General features: G+C 42.7%; 7 protein-coding genes. 6 read left to right on the top strand and 1 reads right to left on the bottom strand.

Features of this window, described 5'->3' with window-relative positions; translation table 11 throughout:
• Nucleotides 1-18: 18 nt before the first annotated feature.
• Nucleotides 19-4,017, bottom strand: coding sequence for a hybrid sensor histidine kinase/response regulator transcription factor (locus M472_RS36525; RefSeq protein WP_235049512.1), 3,999 nt, complete (start codon nt 4,015-4,017; stop codon nt 19-21).
• 213 nt (nt 4,018-4,230) lie between these two features.
• Here M472_RS36525 and M472_RS36520 point away from each other — a divergent pair, with 213 nt between their 5' ends.
• From M472_RS36520 to M472_RS36495, 6 genes are all read left to right on the top strand, one after another.
• On the top strand, nt 4,231-7,215 hold the full coding sequence (locus M472_RS36520) for a SusC/RagA family TonB-linked outer membrane protein (protein WP_021070930.1): 2,985 nt from the start codon (nt 4,231-4,233) through the stop codon (nt 7,213-7,215).
• 67 nt (nt 7,216-7,282) lie between these two features.
• Entirely contained in the window at nt 7,283-8,854 is a 1,572-nt protein-coding gene (locus M472_RS36515; protein WP_021070929.1) for a RagB/SusD family nutrient uptake outer membrane protein, read from the top strand.
• Between the two features lie 295 nt (nt 8,855-9,149).
• Nucleotides 9,150-9,869, top strand: a complete 720-nt coding sequence (locus M472_RS36510; protein ID WP_021070928.1) for a hypothetical protein — start codon at nt 9,150-9,152, stop codon at nt 9,867-9,869.
• A gap of 1,119 nt (nt 9,870-10,988) precedes the next feature.
• Complete coding sequence (locus tag M472_RS36505) at nt 10,989-12,320, top strand: IPT/TIG domain-containing protein (RefSeq protein WP_021070927.1); 1,332 nt, start codon at nt 10,989-10,991, stop codon at nt 12,318-12,320.
• A gap of 20 nt (nt 12,321-12,340) precedes the next feature.
• The gene (locus M472_RS36500; RefSeq protein WP_021070926.1) at nt 12,341-15,499 is read left to right on the top strand and encodes a SusC/RagA family TonB-linked outer membrane protein; all 3,159 of its coding nucleotides are present in this window, start codon (nt 12,341-12,343) and stop codon (nt 15,497-15,499) included.
• Nucleotides 15,500-15,519: 20 nt separating this feature from the next.
• Nucleotides 15,520-17,565, top strand: coding sequence for a RagB/SusD family nutrient uptake outer membrane protein (locus M472_RS36495; protein WP_021070925.1), 2,046 nt, complete (start codon nt 15,520-15,522; stop codon nt 17,563-17,565).
• Nucleotides 17,566-17,594 lie beyond the last annotated feature (29 nt).

Here is a 17,594-nt window from a genome sequence, read left to right as displayed (position 1 = left end):
AAAGAATGCAGTACCGGACTATGCCAAGGAGCTGTGGTCCGACTGCCCCTTATCACTATATGCTGTGATATATAGGCTCGGTGTCATGCCGTAATGTTTGTGAAAGTCTCTCGAAAAATTAGACTGTACCGAATAGCCTACCATTGTAGCGATTTGTGCTATCGAATGCTTTTTGAGCAATAAGAGTTGAGCCGCTTTACGTAATCTCGATATATTGATCAGCTCGTTGGGACTGAGATCCGATAGGCCCTTTACCTTTCGGTACAGTGTTGGTCGGCTCATATTCATCGATCTGGCTAGCACTTCGACATTGAGATCGGCCGAATCAAGTTGATCATAGATCACGCGCTGCAGTTGGTCGATAAAATCCTTGTCAGGCCCCGAGACATGCATATCCAATGGTTGAGATGTTGATGGAATTGTAAAATAATCCTTGACAATTTTTCGGTTATTGAGCATGTTACGTATGGTTACCAATAGGTACTCCAAGGAAAAAGGTTTCTCTATATAAGCATCAGCTCCACTTTTTAGCCCCTCTATTTTGGCATCTAATCCATTTTTTGCTGTGAGGAAGACAACAGGTATATGGCTGTATAGAATATCAGACTTTATTCTTTTACACAATGTGATGCCATCCATGACGGGCATCATGATATCTGTAAGTACCAGTTGTACATCATTCGTGTCTAAGATATCTAGCGCCTCGGCCCCATTACTGGCTCTACGTATTGAATAGTTTCCTTTCAGCTCTTTATTGAGATAGGCCAATATTTCCTTATTGTCCTCGACCACGAGGATAATCGGACTTTCCTGAGTTACAGTATCTGCAGCGGAAAGTGTAGTCTTTACGGGTGCAATATGGAGGGGGGCGTCCATAATTGGGATATCAATCGTCTGTTCCTGTACGATAGGGCAAGAAAGGAGAAAAAGATTTCGTTCTCCTTTTGTACAGATTAGATCGAGTGAGCCGTGGTGGAGCTCTGCCAGAGAGCGAGAAAGTGGTAAGCCGATACCGGTACCCGTATTCTTGTCGGCGTCGTGCAATCGGTAGAATGGCTCAAATATTCTGTCCTTTTTATCAAAAGGTATAATAGGGCCATCATTGGCAAATTCAATATTGAACATGATATCGTCACTATTGAAAGGCAACAGTTTGATCACCACGTTTGCCTTTGCATATTTGATCGCATTATGGATTAGGTTAGTGAAGATTTTGCGAAGAGCTTCTCCGTCTACATCTGCCGTCAGTGTAATACGAGGTAGCGATAGTTCATAGTTTACTTTTTTTTCTTTTGCTAGATACTGTAGGTCTTTGAATACCTCGTTGAGCAACGTATTGATGTCGGTTTGCGTAAAAATAAGGCTCATATTGTTGTTTTCTGCTTTTCTAAAATCGAGTAGTTGATTCGTCAGGAGTATTAATCTTTGTGTATTCTTGTCGATCATGACCAGATCCTGTTTGATTTCGTCGTCTGCAATTTTGTTTCCATTCATGATTTTCTCTAGAGGCATCTTTATCAGCGTCAACGGTGTTCTTATTTCATGGGCAAGATTGGTGAAAGACTCCAGCTTGAGATTGTATATCTCGCGTTCTTTTTTACGTTCATAATTGTCCATTTTTCGGATATTGCTGGCTCGTACCCATAAAAAATAGTAGCGCAGGATCAAAAAGATAACCGATCCGAATAGCAGCACATAAATAGTATACGCCCATAATGATCGCCACCAAGGGGGGGATACATAAATAAGTAATGATTTTTCCTGCTTATTCCAAAGACCATTATTGTTGGCTCCGGTATATCGGAATGTATACGTACCGGGCGGTAACTTGTTGTAGTATATTTTTTGGTTGCCCGTTATCGTAGTCCATTCTTTGTCATAGCCTTCCATAATATAGCTGTATACATTACTTTCGGGCGCTGCGAAGCTCAATGCAGCAATGTTGAAGTTGATGTTGGAGTGATCATGGGTGAGTTTGATTTCATCCGTCAAAGATATTGCGCTTTTCAAAAAACCATCTTTACGAACGGGGACATCCCTATTGTTTATTTGGAAGTTGCTAATGAATACAGGAGGTATAAAGTTGTTCTTGATAGTCTTAATTGGGTTGAAACTGACCATACCTTTTATCGTTCCAAAATATAAGGTGCCATCGCTGTCTTTAAAAGCTGAATTGTAGTTGAACTGATCCGTAGGTAAGCCGTCCCTAGCTCTAAATACCGTGCCATCTGCATTGTTGTCCTCTAGCCGTATGAGTCCGCTCCCCGTTGACACCCATATGGTATGGTTGTCATCCTCCAGTATTTTGAATACCTGTTTAGAAGGAGCTCCCGTTTGATGAAAAAAATTAGTGAAGTGACCATTCCGTTGATATTTGGACAGTCCGCCCTCTGTCGCGAGCCATATATTCTTCTTGCTGTCTTCAAATAGACCATTTACATAATTGTTGACTAGCGAATTTGCCTTTCCCGGTTGAGAGAGTAGCTGCTTTGCCGTGCCAATGCTACGGTTGTATAAGATCACACCGCTGCCGTAGGTATTGATCCATAGTAAGCCCTCGTCATCCTCATACATTCCCTGTATCCAGGCAGGTTTTATTGGTGCCGCTCGAAAATTATCAAGTTTTTTATCGTAGCTATACAGTCCTTTGTCAGTACCGATATACATGGTGTTGTCACGTGTTCGATATAGCGATACCACGAATTTACTCCGCGCGAGCCCCTCTCCGATACCTCGGTAGTGCCGTTTTAATTTACCACTTTTTAGATCTAGGACATCTAGGCCGTGTGAGGTCGAACCTACCCATAGCTCATCGTCCATCAAGGCTAGGCCGTGTAGGTTATTATGGGTGATGCTGCCTGGAGCGCCGTCTGCTTTAAAATGTTGTACGTTGTTGGAATTCGCGAATATTCGATTGAGACCACCATCTTCTGTTCCTACCCAAAAATTGCCATATTTATCTTTGGTGATCTCGTGTATGACGTTGCCCGATAGGGAAGATCTTCCGTTGCCCTGTAGGTATTTCTTGAAATTCTCAAATTGGCTGATATATTGATTTACTCCACCAAAGAATGTCCCGGCCCAAATACTTCCTTCTCGATCCTTAAAGAAGTTGATGACCACATTATCGGATATTGAAAATGGGTTGAGTGGATCTTTTTTGATGTGATTAATACTTCCTGTCCGGATATCGAAGCTATAGATTCCTGTTTCGGTCCCTATCCAGAATACCGACGGAGTTTGTTGGATGACACTGTGGACCAGTATTGCCTTTTCATTTTTACGCTTCGTGATGAGGTCGGTCAGTGTATTCTGTGCGAAATTGAATAGGTACGCTGTGTAGCTGGTCCCGATAATAGCGAGCGAGTCATTAATTCCGTATACTGTTTTGATACTGGACTGTATATTGGGATTTAAGAGATTCAGTTCTATGTTTTTGAATACGTCCTTTTTAGGATCATATCTAAATAAGGTATGATGGCTGTTGACCATCCATAGGTCATCATGGTGGTTGGTGCTAGCGTCTATGATCCGTTCCTTTAGCTTGTCAAAAGCGGAGAATTTTTTAGTTTTCAGGCTATACCTGTAGATGTAACCGTTGGAAATAAACCAGATGTATCCGCCGGAATGTTTAATAAATCGAACTTCCCCCATAAGAACCTCGTCTATATACGTAAAGTTTTCCCGCTCAGGTACATACCGATATAGGCCGTGCGTCGTTCCTACCCACATATTGCCATCACTATCGTTGAGCAGACTTAATATCGAGGAGCTGCCTATACGAAGTGCTGCCGAGTCGGTATGGCTGAATACTCTGAACTGGTGACCGTCAAAGCGATTGAGTCCGTTGCGTGTGCCAAACCAAAGAAAACCCTGAGCGTCTTGGGTGATGGCGGTAACTGCATTGTTTGATAATCCGTCAATTGTTTGGTAATTACGGAAATAGGTCGATTGTCCATGCACATAATAGTGCATCGACAAGGCCCATACCATATATAGAGAGATTATACTTTTCAAAACATAACGGTTAGAGCTAAAGTAAGCAATTAATAGGTTAAAAAAAGTTTGTGTGACACGCAATGATAAAAAAATGAGACGTTTTGAATGCTAAGAGGAGAATGTATTTCTCATTTTTATGTAATCAATGTAAACTTAGAGTGTAGCGCCCGAGCTTATCTTACATAAATAGCTCTGTGCGATACCAATCCATAAACCAAAAACACAAGCAGTATGAACAAAGAACTACTAAAATCAGGTGTAATGTCATTGGCGTTATTACTGGTTACTGTTACAGCCTTTACGCAGACGAGGTTGCTTAAGGGGAAGATTGTGGATGAATCCACAAACCCTGTCGCCGGTGCTACAGTAAAGGTAACGGGGACTTCTGTGGGTACCAGTTCGGGGCCTACTGGCGATTTCCAATTGGAAGTTTCCAATGAAGCCCGTACCCTGGATGTTTATTACATTGGTTACAACAACGCCCAGATTCCTATTTCGAGCGATTTTATGACTATTAAATTAGAGCCTGCTGCGGATCAGGGGCTTGACGAAGTGGTAGTCATTGGGTATGGTACTGCCCGCAAGAGAGATCTGACCGGTTCTATGGTTTCTATAGGTGTCAAAGATTTTAACCGTGGTCTCACCACGAGTCCTGACCAATTGATTCAGGGTAAGACCCCAGGGGTGATGGTTATCAATAATACCGGACAGCCAGGGGGCTCTACTACGGTGAGCATCCGTGGCAATTCGTCGATACGTTCGAGCAATAACCCCTTGTTTGTACTGGACGGTGTGCCGATGTCCGGAAATTCGCCGCTTCCAGAAGGAAGAGGAGGATTTACTTCTGATCGTGGCAATGCCCTCTCTTATCTTAATCCCAGCGATATCGTGAGCATGGATATACTCAAAGACGCATCTGCTACCGCCATATATGGTTCTCGGGGTGCCAATGGGGTTGTTATTATTACGACGAAGAAAGGTAGAGTAGGTTCGCCTGAGCTGTCTGTGGGAGCAACAGCAGGTATCTCGAGTATGCGTGAGTTTCCAGATGTACTGGATGCCGGACGTTTTAGAGAGGCATTAAAATTTTATACGCCAAATGATGCTGCTACAGCAGATTACGGAGAGAGCGAAGATGCTTTTAAAGCGATTACCCGTAATGCCGTAACCCAAAATTACTATGCTGACGCGGTCGGTGGTACCGAGAATGGCAAATATCGCGTGTCGGGAGGCTATCTCAATCAAAACGGGATTATCAAAAGCTCGCAGCTTAAGAAATATACAGCCAATGTATCTGGCAATTTTCGATTCTTGGAGAACAAAAGACTGGGATTAGATTTTGCCGCTTTCCTCACGCAGTTAGACAATAATTATGCACCTATCAGCGCTGTAGTCGGATCAGAAGGCAATCTTATCTCACAGGCCCTTCAGTGGAATCCTACGCGCCCACTTGTAGATGCCAATGGCAAACATACATTTGTCAGTGCCACTACGCGTAATCCGTTGACTAGTATTGATGCTTTTAAGGATGTAGCAGTGACGAATACAACTATTGTCAATATTACTCCGTATTACAAGATTACTGATGATCTAGAGTATCGTTTTATCTATAGTGTGATGCGGCAGACAGGCAATCGTCAGGGGATGTACCGTGCGGGACTGATTGATCCTTCCAATGTTAAGAATGAACAGGCCTTCAGCTCCAACAATGGGGAGACCAATATGCAGATGACCCATATGCTTTCTTATAACAAGCAGATCAATTCGGATTGGAACATCAACGCTATGGCTGGTTATGAGTATCTCGATTACAACTATAATAATAATATCGCCTTTGGTGGCGGCTTTAGCTATATGGGACTGAGTTATTTCGATTACCTCCAGTATTCATCAGTTGCTACTCGTGAGATTGCTTCCTACCGAAGTCCTACCAACCAGTTGCAGTCTATGTTTGCTCGTGGAGGAGCTAATTATCTTAACCGGTATTTACTTACGGCGACGTTGCGTCGGGATGGGTCGACCAAATTTGGAGAAAACAACAAATACGCCATGTTCCCTTCAGTAGCCTTGGCATGGAATATTGCCGAAGAGAGCTTCCTCAAATCCAATTCTTATATCGATCAGCTGAAGCTTCGTCTAGGCTGGGGGCAGACCGGTAATCAGGAGTTCCCTTCTGGAGCTTCGCTCAATAGATTGGTTTTTACAACCCAGGGAATCAGTCAGGCAAACCTGAAAAACTCTGATCTGAAATGGGAGACCTCTGCTACAGTCAATGTGGGTCTGGATTTTTCGGTACTGAATAACCGTCTCTACGGATCGATCGACTATTTTCATAAGAAAACGACTGATGCGTTGTTCGAACAGACCTTGGCTATGCCAGGACCCGCAGGCCGTATTTGGGTAAATCTAGATGGTGAGATTGTCAATAAGGGAGCAGAGGTTGCACTTACAGGTACGATTATCAAGAATAGTGACTGGACGTGGGATCTGACTGGCAATGTAACTTTTCTTAAGAATAGCGTGAGTGGTCTATTGGGATACTACGAAACCGGTGCGCTGCGCGGACAAGGATTTACTGGAGTACTGGGGCAGCGTATGACCAATGGGCAACCGCTAAATGTGTGGTACCTGGCCGATTATCAGGGAATCGATCCACAAACAGGAATGAGTATGTACAAAGGTCTTGATGGCAGTATCAGTGCGAACAATGATCCAGCTACGAACAAGTTTTATTCCAATAGTCCTAATCCGACTACCCTTCTTGGTATCTCGACCAATGTCGCATATAAGCGCCTATCTTTGGTAGCCAATATGAATGGTGCCATGGGGCATTATCTGTTCAATAATACAGCAGCGACCAATCTTGGAGTGAGCAATTTGTCTGATCGTAATATTGGTTCTTCATTCTTCAATACAGCTGTTAAAGAATCAACTTCCAACTCGTCTGCTCCTTCAGACCGTTATCTCGAAAAAGGGGACTACCTGAAGATGGCCAACCTGACGCTGAGCTACCGTGTTGGTAATATTGGCAGCACGATCAAGAATTTGAACGTTTCGCTCACGGGGCAGAATCTGTTTATCATTACCAAGTATTCGGGCTTTGATCCAGAAGTTAACACGGATGGGTCGACAAATGGGATTCCATCGCTCGGTATAGAGTATCTCCCTTACCCTCCAGCAAGGAATGTTCTTTTTGGAGTCAATTTCTCCCTGTAGGAGCAGATCGATTTAGGAATCAAAGAAGATATTGATAAATAATTAATACACGAATAATTGTAGAGATATGCATTTCAGAAAAATATTATATACAGCTTTGGCAGGCGCATTGTCTGCGAGTTCACTTTCATGTACCAAACTGAATGAAGAGTTTCGGGGTGAACTGGAACAAGGGACGTCGGATGTAGACGCTGGAGGATTGTTGGTTACGGCTTACAGTTCTTTGAATAGACCTTACCAACAAGAGGAGAGATGGGTGATGCAGGAGGTTTCTTCGGATGCCGCTATGGCGCCCACACGTGGAGGAGATTGGGATGATAACGGTATGCATCGTGCCATCCACCTGCATACTTGGACGGCGGACAATGCCTACATGAACAATACTTTTGTGAGTCTAGGGACTGCAATGTACAATGCAGCAAATGTGCTGCTCTATAAACCCAGTCCTCAGCAGGCTGCAGAAGCACGTTTTTTACGGGCGCTGATGATGTTTGATATGTTGGATCTGTACGGGCAGGTGCCGATCCGCGATGGAGCTTCCATGGAGGATTTTAAGATAGCACCCGAGGTGTTGGCTCCGGAGAAGGCGATTGATTATATGATCAAGGAGCTCAATGAGATTATAGCTACTTTGCCAGATAAGGGGCCTAAAGAAGCTTTTGTTGCTAATAAGAATGCGGCAAGGACACTGCTGATGAAGATTCATCTTAATAAGGGAGCTTTTATGAATAGGCAAAACCCTACTTTTGCAGTTGAGGATATGAATCAGGTGGTCAGCTTGGCCAACGAGATTACCAATTCCGGTAGCTATAGTGTCTCTGCTAGTGGCAAGTACTTTGATAATTTTGCTCCAGACAATGATGTTAAATCGACCGAAAACATCTTTACCCTTTATAATGAGAATGGCGTCCGCGGTGGTAATGTGGATCGTACGTGGAATACTATTGCTCATTATAATATGAGTCCTGGCGGATGGAACGGTTGGTGCACACTTTCAGATTACTACGATAAGTTCTCTACTACTGACGAGCGCCGCGGTATTTATTATGAGTACGATGCCGATACGACTTCCAATAAGAGTAAGGGGTATCACCGCCAGAATGTAGGCTTTTTTGAGGGACAGCAGTACAATTGGACGACCAATCAACCGCTCAATGCCCGTAATCCATCTACAGCACCACTTTCCTTTACACGGGAGGTCACGATACGGACCTCTGGAGCTACTTTGGAGACTGCAGGTATACGTCCTATGAAATATGCTTTTGACTATGCTGTAACTGGGCAACGTAATAATGATTGGGTAGTGTACCGTTATTCAGATGTGCTATTGATGAAAGCTGAAGCTATATTGCGTGGTGGGACTGGGACGGCAGGAGACGCATTGGGATTGGTCAACGATATTCGTGCCGAACGCGGAGCAAGCCTGCTTCCGGCATTGACTTTGGATGAACTGCTGGATGAGCGCGCGCGCGAACTCTACTGGGAAGGATGGCGTAGACAGGATCTGATCCGTTACGGAAAATTTTTAACAGCGTGGCAAGAAAAGCCTGCGGATCCTGATCCGAAGACATTAGTATATCCGATTCCAAATCCACAAAAATCGGTGAATCCTAACTTAGAGCAGAATCCAGGATATTGATTTTAGTCTATGGATAGATCAGCCCCCAATTTGCTTAATACAGGTTGGGGGCTTTTGGTGTTATGCTTCATATTCTGAAAGGATAGTTAATGTACATGAAAGAAGCTGTATAAGAACAATAATGAGCTGTTTTTCTTTGGTAATCGGAATTTTTCCGATTTTAGTATAATAATTATATATAGGAATAATATCGTTTCGTTTGTAAAAAGGTGATAAAGTACTTAAAATTGGGAATAAGCAATATTTTAATGATTTGGTTGATCAGTAAAAGTTCTGATAGTAATCGATGTAAAAGATGAGAGCGTTTATTATTTTACCACTAGCCGTATTTTCAATAATTGGTTTCGCTCTACTTTTTTTTGCTATTACGCAACACTGGGAAGTCGGTGTCGCAGGCTGGATTACCATTTCTCTATTTGCTTTTTTTCCGTTGCTTATTCTTTACGGGATATTGTTTGGTTTCTCGGTCTCTGCGAGGCAGCAAACAAGAATTGAGGAGATAAGAAATAAATTGTCTGCCGATGGAAATGGACTCTATATTGATATGCCGCTGTTTGATAAGAGGTGTTTTATAACTTGGGAGTCTGTCGAAGCTATTGTCCATTACAATTATATTGTGAGTAGCGATTTTACCGCAAACCACAGTGGTTTGCGGTTCTATCTGAATAGTTTGCCCACCTATACAAAGAAGGAAAAACAGTGGTGGCTCAATCGCCTATTCAATAGCGATCCTGTGGGTAATTGTATGGATGTGTCGGAGGAGACCAAGGGGTATCAAGAGATACCGGATATGATAGAAAAATACCTTGGGGTAGATGTTGCTGTCAATTGCTTTACAGATCCAAGAAAGGGGACGTTGATTTCGACAGAAACATATGCGTATCAAGATGGGATTACTACTCTTGAAAAATGGAAACCTGACAATGGCGCTCGGGAATCAATTGTATACAGTAGATCTAACCAAAGTATGGAGGAAATAAAAAGAGCATTTCTTTTTTCAAATATTAAGTGTTGATTGCTAGTGTTTTATTTTAACATTTTTAATTTATATTAGCAAAAAAGTGAATTCTTCTTCGGAATGAGTGACTGCTTGTTGGCATCTGGTGGCTGCCTGTTGCTACGAGGTGATCGGTATTTGCTGTAGAGTGAACCCTGTTTGACAATAGATGGATACCTTTTACTATGATGTGGCCCCCTGTTGATGTAGAGTGGTCACTTTTTTCGTTTCCGTGTTTGCTATTTATGAAGCAGTGATTGTTCTTTTGGGTGGAGTGTCGGCTATGTACGATCGGGGAATCACAAGCTGTAATCGACTGTTCACCCTGTAGGGTCGAGTGGTTACGGTATGTTCTGAAGTGATCGCTTTTTGCTGTTCAGTGGTCACAGTCTGCTGTTGGCTAGTCACATTTTAGTACGACGAGATTTCTTTTTGGGTGAATGTGTTCGGTCATCGGTAACTGGTGGTCACGGCCTTGTGATAGGTGATTACTTTTTTATAAAATGTGATCACTTTTCGCTAGATAGTGATCACTAGTTCGTATAGCGTGTTCCCTTTTTCTTAATGGAAGGATACTTGTTCGTGTATCGTGATCAGTGATTCTGAAAATGTGGTCACTGAAAGTGAAAGACCAATCACTTTTTTAAGGGGAAAATCACCTTTGGTGCTATCCTATAACAAACTATCTGGCAACATTCTGTTGCTTAAGGAATACCTTCTTTTCTATGAAATGGCCGTATCCGTCATATTGTTATGTAAGAAGATTCTAATTCTTGCTGCTTTATGCTGTTTCGTTCTTTTTTATAGTGACAGATCTTAAGTTTATTTTGTCTCTTATTTCATTTCGTGTCTTTTTGGATGAGTCTTCTGAAGCTTAATGCAATTCTTTATTTAGAATTAACATAAGATTAAAGATATGATAATCGCGCTTATTGTGCTTTCATTAAGGGGTTATATAGTTTTGCATCGTTAAAAATAGAATACCCAAGACTGATATTAACTCGTATTGTATGTTTCAGAGTATTACGAATTTGAATGATGAAATTTTGTTTTCTTTCTTTTTGACTTATTGTGGTTTAAAAAAGAAAATCGAATCCTCTGCTCCTAATAGCAAGCATAATTAACCCTCATCATATTATGAAAAAAAGTAATTTATTAACTTTTCCTGTCTTGTTGTTGCTGTTTTTCTTCAGTTGTAAAGAAGATGAAGCAACAAAACAGAGTGTGCATGATCCTAATAAACCGGTCGTGCTGAGTTCTTTTTATCCAGCCAAGGGCGGAGCGAAAGATAAGATCTTATTAAACGGAGATAATTTTGGATCTGATCCCAATAAGATCAAGGTATATTTTAATGAAGCGCAAGCGACAGTAGTGTCGTCAAGCGGAAATCGAATTTATGCCATTGTTCCGCGTTTACCTGGGGATAATCCAAAGATATCTGTGGTCGTGGGTAAGGATTCTGTAGTATACGACGATACGTTTGCATATGCGATCCAGGCACAGGTCACTACGGTAACAGGAAATGGAACAAAAGATTTCTTGGCAGGACCTTTGGATCAGGCTCATGTATATGGTAAGTACCTTGATCTGGATGCTGAAGGTAATCTCTTTATGTCTTGGAGGGATGGTGGCTCTTTCGGAGTGGCACGTATCAACGAGAAGCAAAATGTTGTAACAGCATTGTACCAACTTATAGGAACGTCAGGAGCAAATCCATATTCCAACGGTATTACTGTAGATCGCAGTACTGGAATCATGACCGTATCGCACGAATCGGTGGCCGAAGTGTTTTTCTCTTTCGATCCACGGGAAGCATGGGCACCACGCCAACGGAATGCACAGTTTTCTAAAGCAGATTATGCACTTATTACCCAAGCTGATAGGTATGCTAATTTTGTAACTTATTGTCCGTACGACGGTTATCTGTATACGCGTTTCAGGGATGGGAATATTGCTAAAATACATCCGGAGACGTATCAGGCAACTATTGTTCATAAAGGGCCCAGCGGATCGCAGTATGGGCAGGGCATCAATCCAAAAAAACCTTACGAACTCTATATAACCTTACACTCTAATGCGGTGCCAAATACTTATGCTCAGGGAATATCGGTTCTTGATCTACGCCCGGAACACATCAACGAAGGGTTTAAAAGGATCAATGCGCCAGGTGGTTCGGGGTTCCGTGATGGGCCTGTGGCGGAGGCTGTATTCAACTTTCCTAAGGATATCAAGTTTGATAATTCGGGTAATATGTTTATCGCAGATTATGGTAATCATTGTATCCGTATGCTGTCTGCCAGCGGTATCGTTACTACGGTGGCAGGACAGCCAGGTAAGTCGGGCTATAAAGATGGTGGGCCAATAGAGTCCCTATTTAATCAGCCTTGGGGGGTAGCGGTCAATGAACAAGGGGATATCTATATCGCAGACTGGAGTAATGCACGTATACGCAAACTAGTGATTGAATAATTAACCTACTTAACTATATCATGAAGATCATTCACATATTGTGTTTGTTGCCGTTGTATTTATGGCTATCAGTTGCACAGGCACAGCAATCAAAAGAATTGACGATTGTAGGTACAGTCGTCAGCGAGGGGGGAGAGCCCTTATCCAATGTTTCTATCTATATCAAGGACAAGCCTACGGGTGGTACCTCTACAGATGGGAAAGGTAAATTTGTTATCAAACCCAACTACGGAGATATGTTGGTATTCAGTTATGTGGGATATGAGCCGACAGAACACCTTGCGGTATCGTCGATAGCGGATCTGACTGTTAAACTCAAAGATAAGAGTGCATCGCTGGATGAAGTTGTCGTAGTGGGACTGGGAACACAACAACGAAAGATCAGTTCGGTGGGGGCGATTACTACGGTCGATGTCAAGGATCTACAATCTCCCTCGCCATCGATTGCTAATCTTTTGGGAGGTCGGGCAGCAGGGGTGATATCCATGCAGACTAGTGGAGAGCCTGGTGCAAATATTGCTGATTTCTGGATTCGTGGAATTGGGACATTTGGTGCCAATAGTAGTGCTCTTGTGCTAATCGATGGATTAGAAGGGGACTTGAATACAATAGACCCTGCAGATATCGAAAGCTTCTCTATATTAAAAGATGCTTCGGCTACTGCGGTATACGGTGTGCGCGGAGCAAACGGAGTTGTATTGGTGACGACCAAAAAAGGATTGGTGGATCGTATACAGATTACAGCACGCGCCAATTCGACATTGTCGCGCTTGAACCGCTTGCCTAAATATTTGGGGGCATATGACTATGCATTATTGGCCAATGAGGCTAGCTCGGTGCGAGGAGATGCGCCTTTGTATAGTCCGACAGAACTGGGAATCATCCAATATGGAATGGATCCGGATATGTATCCAGATGTCAATTGGCAGGAAGAAATTCTTAATAAGAGCTTTTGGAAACAGAGTTACTATGTGAGTGGTCGTGGCGGATCTGAGGTAGCTCGTTATTTTTTGAGTTTAGGTGGGAATAGCGAGACAGCAGCATATAAGGTCGACAAGAACAGTGTGTATAGCTCGAATGTAGGCTTCAATACTTATAATTATCGAATCAACCTTGATCTCAATTTGACAAAAAGTACCAATATATACTTGGGCTCAGATGGATTCTTGTCCAAATTGGATCAGCCAGGTGTAGCCAATACGGATTATATATGGAAGACACAATCTACACTGACGCCAGTGTCTATTCCTGTACAGTATTCTAATGGTTTGTTGCCTGGGACGGGGGCTGGGGACCGCTCATCACCCTATGTGATGATCAATCGTACAGGCCGTGCATCCAACCAAATCTATAAAGGTAAAGCCACTCTAGCTCTTAACCAGGATTTGTCGAGTGTCCTAGACGGACTTAAGTTCCGTATACAGGGAGCTTACGATATCAATAGTTACTTTAAAGAAAGAAGATCGATCCAGCCAGCATTGTATGAGGCTGTTGGCAGGAATTATGACGGTTCTTTGATCATGATGGAGCGGGTACAGGCCAGATCGGCAGAGTATAAACACTTGACAAGAGAATATCGCAAATACCATTTTGAGTCGGTTGTCAATTATGATCAAAAGTTTGGTGATGATCACCGCACTTCTGCATTGGTCTATTATTATCTGAGCGATGCCAAAGATACCAAAGATGCAAAAAGCAACTTAGAGGCTATCCCTCTGCGTTATCAGGGAGTATCCAGTAGATTTACTTATGGTTATCGCGACACGTATTTACTGGATGCCAATTTCGGGTATACGGGGTCCGAAAACTTTCAGCCTGGACGCCAATACGGTTTTTTCCCTTCCATAGCAGTAGGGTGGGTACCGACTAGCTATAAATTGGTACAGGAAAAAGCACCTTGGCTAGATTATTTTAAGGTTAGAGCTTCTTATGGTACCGTGGGTAACGACCGTATCACTGATATTAGATTCCCTTATCTGACGAAAGTTGATGAAGGCAAAGAGTCGGTCTGGGGAATTCCTGATATAGAGACTATAGCGGAGACTCGCATTGGGGCAGATAACCTGGCCTGGGAAAGAGCTATCAAATCAAATCTGGGGATCGAAGGAAAACTCTTTAACAACAGAATTGATTTTGTATTAGATATTTTTCAAGATCAACGTAATGGTATTTTCCAAAAACGCGTGCAGGTGCCAGACTATGTGGGCGTGATTTCAAACCCTTTTGCAAATGTCGGGAGGATGAAGAGCTCGGGTGCGGATGGTAATATCAGCTACTCACAGAATGTATCGCACAATATGGGCTTTACTGTCCGTGGTAATTTCACCTATTCTAAAAATGTGGTGCAGAACTGGGAGCAAGCTTATATGGAGCATCCTTACCTGGAATTCAATGGTTACCCGCACGAATCCATTAGAGGCTATCAGGCTGTCGGATTGTTCAAGGATGAGAATGATGTCAAGTATAGTCCAAAGCAAACATTTGGAAATGTGATGCCCGGTGATATCAAGTACAAAGATGTTAATGGAGACGGTGTTATTGATGCTTTGGATATGGTTCCATTGACTCATAGCAATTACCCATTGACTATGTATGGGCTTGGTGGAGAGTTTCGCTATAAGAACCTGACCCTAGGAGTTCTTTTTAAAGGAACCGGTAAAACATCCTTTTTCTATGTAGGGCAGTCTATGAAAGAGAAAGTAGCTGAGGACTGGGAAAGCTGGGAAGGAAAAACACAGCATATAAAAAATGGAATGGGGTATATGCCATTCTATCAGGGAACTTCTGGAAATGTTCTGGATCTAGCTGCCGATCCTGCAAATCGCTGGATACCGAAAGAATATGCATTGGAGCAAGGTATGGATCTGTCATTGGCCGAAAATCCAGATGCGCGGTTCCCCCGTTTGCAATACGGTAATAATGCCAATAATAGTCAATTGTCGACGTTTTGGCAAGGAGATGCACGCTATATACGTCTGCAAGAGATTACGCTGAGCTATAATGTAAGTCCATCATTTTTGAAAAAAGTAGGGGTGAAATCCATGGATCTACAGTTTGTGGGCAATAATCTGTATATCTGGGATAAGGTCAAGATTTTTGATCCAGAGCAAGCCGCATGGAATGGTCGTAAATATCCTATACCATCTACATATTCAGTACAAGTTTATATCAATCTATAGTCAAGACATCATAAAACGATATGAAAACGTCAATCATAAAGAGAATAGCAAGAGCAGCGATTATCGTCCAAGCTTGTGTCATGGTGACATCCTGTAAGGATTATCTAAATATTGATAATTACTTTGACGACGAATTTAACATTGATTCTGTATTTACCAACGCACGCTATATGGAAGCTTATATGTGGGGTGCAGCAGCAATGTTTCCGGATGAATCAAATACGATACGGTATGGGTATACACCTGGGCCAATGGCTACAGACGAAGCGTTTAATGGGTTGACCGGAGCGGGGTCGAGCAATGTATACTATGGTATGGATTTCGCAACGGGTAATATTTCTCCGGATTTTTATGGAGCGAAAGGTTCTAAGGAAAATGCTCCTTATGGCAACTTGGATCAGTGGGGAAACTACTACAAGATCATTCGTAAATGTAACAGTATCTTGAAAAACTTGGATAAGCCCAAAGATCTGACAAGTACAGACAGGCTGCGGCTTGAAGCCTACACGCGCTTTATCAGGGCTTATGCATACTATAATATATTGGTCGATTATGGACCAGCGATTTTGTTGGGAGATGAGGTTGTAGGAACGAATGAAACATTGGAATATTATGATCGTCCTAGAGCAACTTATGACGAGACTATGGACTATACCTGTGAGGAGTTTGAAAAAGCAGCTAAGTTGCTGCCTCGAGAGATAGGGCTTTTGGAGTTTGGTCGACCTACTAAAGGGGCTGCTTTCGCATTGATCGCACGATTGCGGTTAATCCATGCCAGTCCTTTGTTTAATGGTGGTCCCGTTGCCACATCTTATTTTGGAAACTGGAAGCGTTCTACAGATGGAGTCAATTATGTATCTCAACAATATGATGAAAAGCGCTGGGCAGTAGCAGCGGCAGCGGCAAAAAGGGTAATGGATCAAGGGATGTATAGGCTCTATACCGTGCCAGCTAATGATGGGACGCCTAATCTGCCAGGTGGTGTATCGTCCGATCCTAATTTCTACAATATATATCCTGCAGGGGCTAACGGTATTGATGCCTTCAGGTCTTATTCCGATATGTTTAGTGGTGAGGCTGTTCCTTCAGTCAATCCAGAGGTCATATGGGGAAGAAATACAAAGTATTTAGTGGATTTTATAAGTAAAGGATCCATGCCTCCATCGCTTGGTGGATGGGGACGTTTCTGTGTAACACAAAAAGTGGTGGATGCTTATTTGATGGATGATGGTCGTACCAAAGAAGAGGCGGCGTCTGATGGTTATTATTCCGAACAAGGATTCACCAGTCAGCCAAAGAACTTCTCAGGCTATCCACTTAATTCAGGAGTGTATAATATGTATGCGAATCGGGAGATGCGGTTTTATGCATCCATCGGTTTCAATGAGGCTGTGTGGCAAGCGCTGTCGAGCACCACACTCTCTAATTATACGGCCAAATATTACTATCAGTCTCCCGATGGTCGCGGAGGGGTAAGTGCTACATCGCCAAATTATCCGATCACCGGCTATGTAATTAAAAAATTCAATCACGCTTATGATGCATTTAGTGGTTCGGGCGCTCGTCACGTTTCAAAATCTTATCCAATCATACGCTACGCAGAAATACTATTATCCTATGCCGAAGCTTTGAACAACTTGACGGGGAGCCATATGGTAGAACTGGGGGGAGAGCAATATACTGTGTCCAGATCGACCGATGAGATTAAGAAGGCTTTTAATCAGGTCCGTTACCGTGCCGGATTACCAGGTTTGTCTTCAAGTCAGTTGAGTTCTGCAGCAACTGTTCAAAAACAGGTTGAACGTGAACGTATGGTCGAATTCTTATGGGAAAACAGACGCTTTTATGACGTGCGTCGATGGGGAATGTATGAGGAAACAGAGCGTGAACCTATTCGTGGGATGAATCCAGATGGGGTTACAAAAGAAGCCTATTATCAACGTACTATTCCAGGGACATCATCATTCTTGACAAGAACAGTAGACAGAAAGCTAATTTGGATGCCTATATCCAGGGCTGAGAAACGAAGATTGCCTTCACTAGATCAAAATCCAGGATACAATTAGTCATAGCTCCACAAAATACGGATAAGATG

The sequence above is a fragment of the Sphingobacterium paucimobilis HER1398 genome, assembly GCF_000416985.1.
GTDB classification, from domain to species: Bacteria; Bacteroidota; Bacteroidia; order Sphingobacteriales; family Sphingobacteriaceae; genus Sphingobacterium; species Sphingobacterium paucimobilis.
Note: the sequence above shows the minus strand (reverse complement) of the source record. Positions and strands in the feature narration are given on the sequence as shown.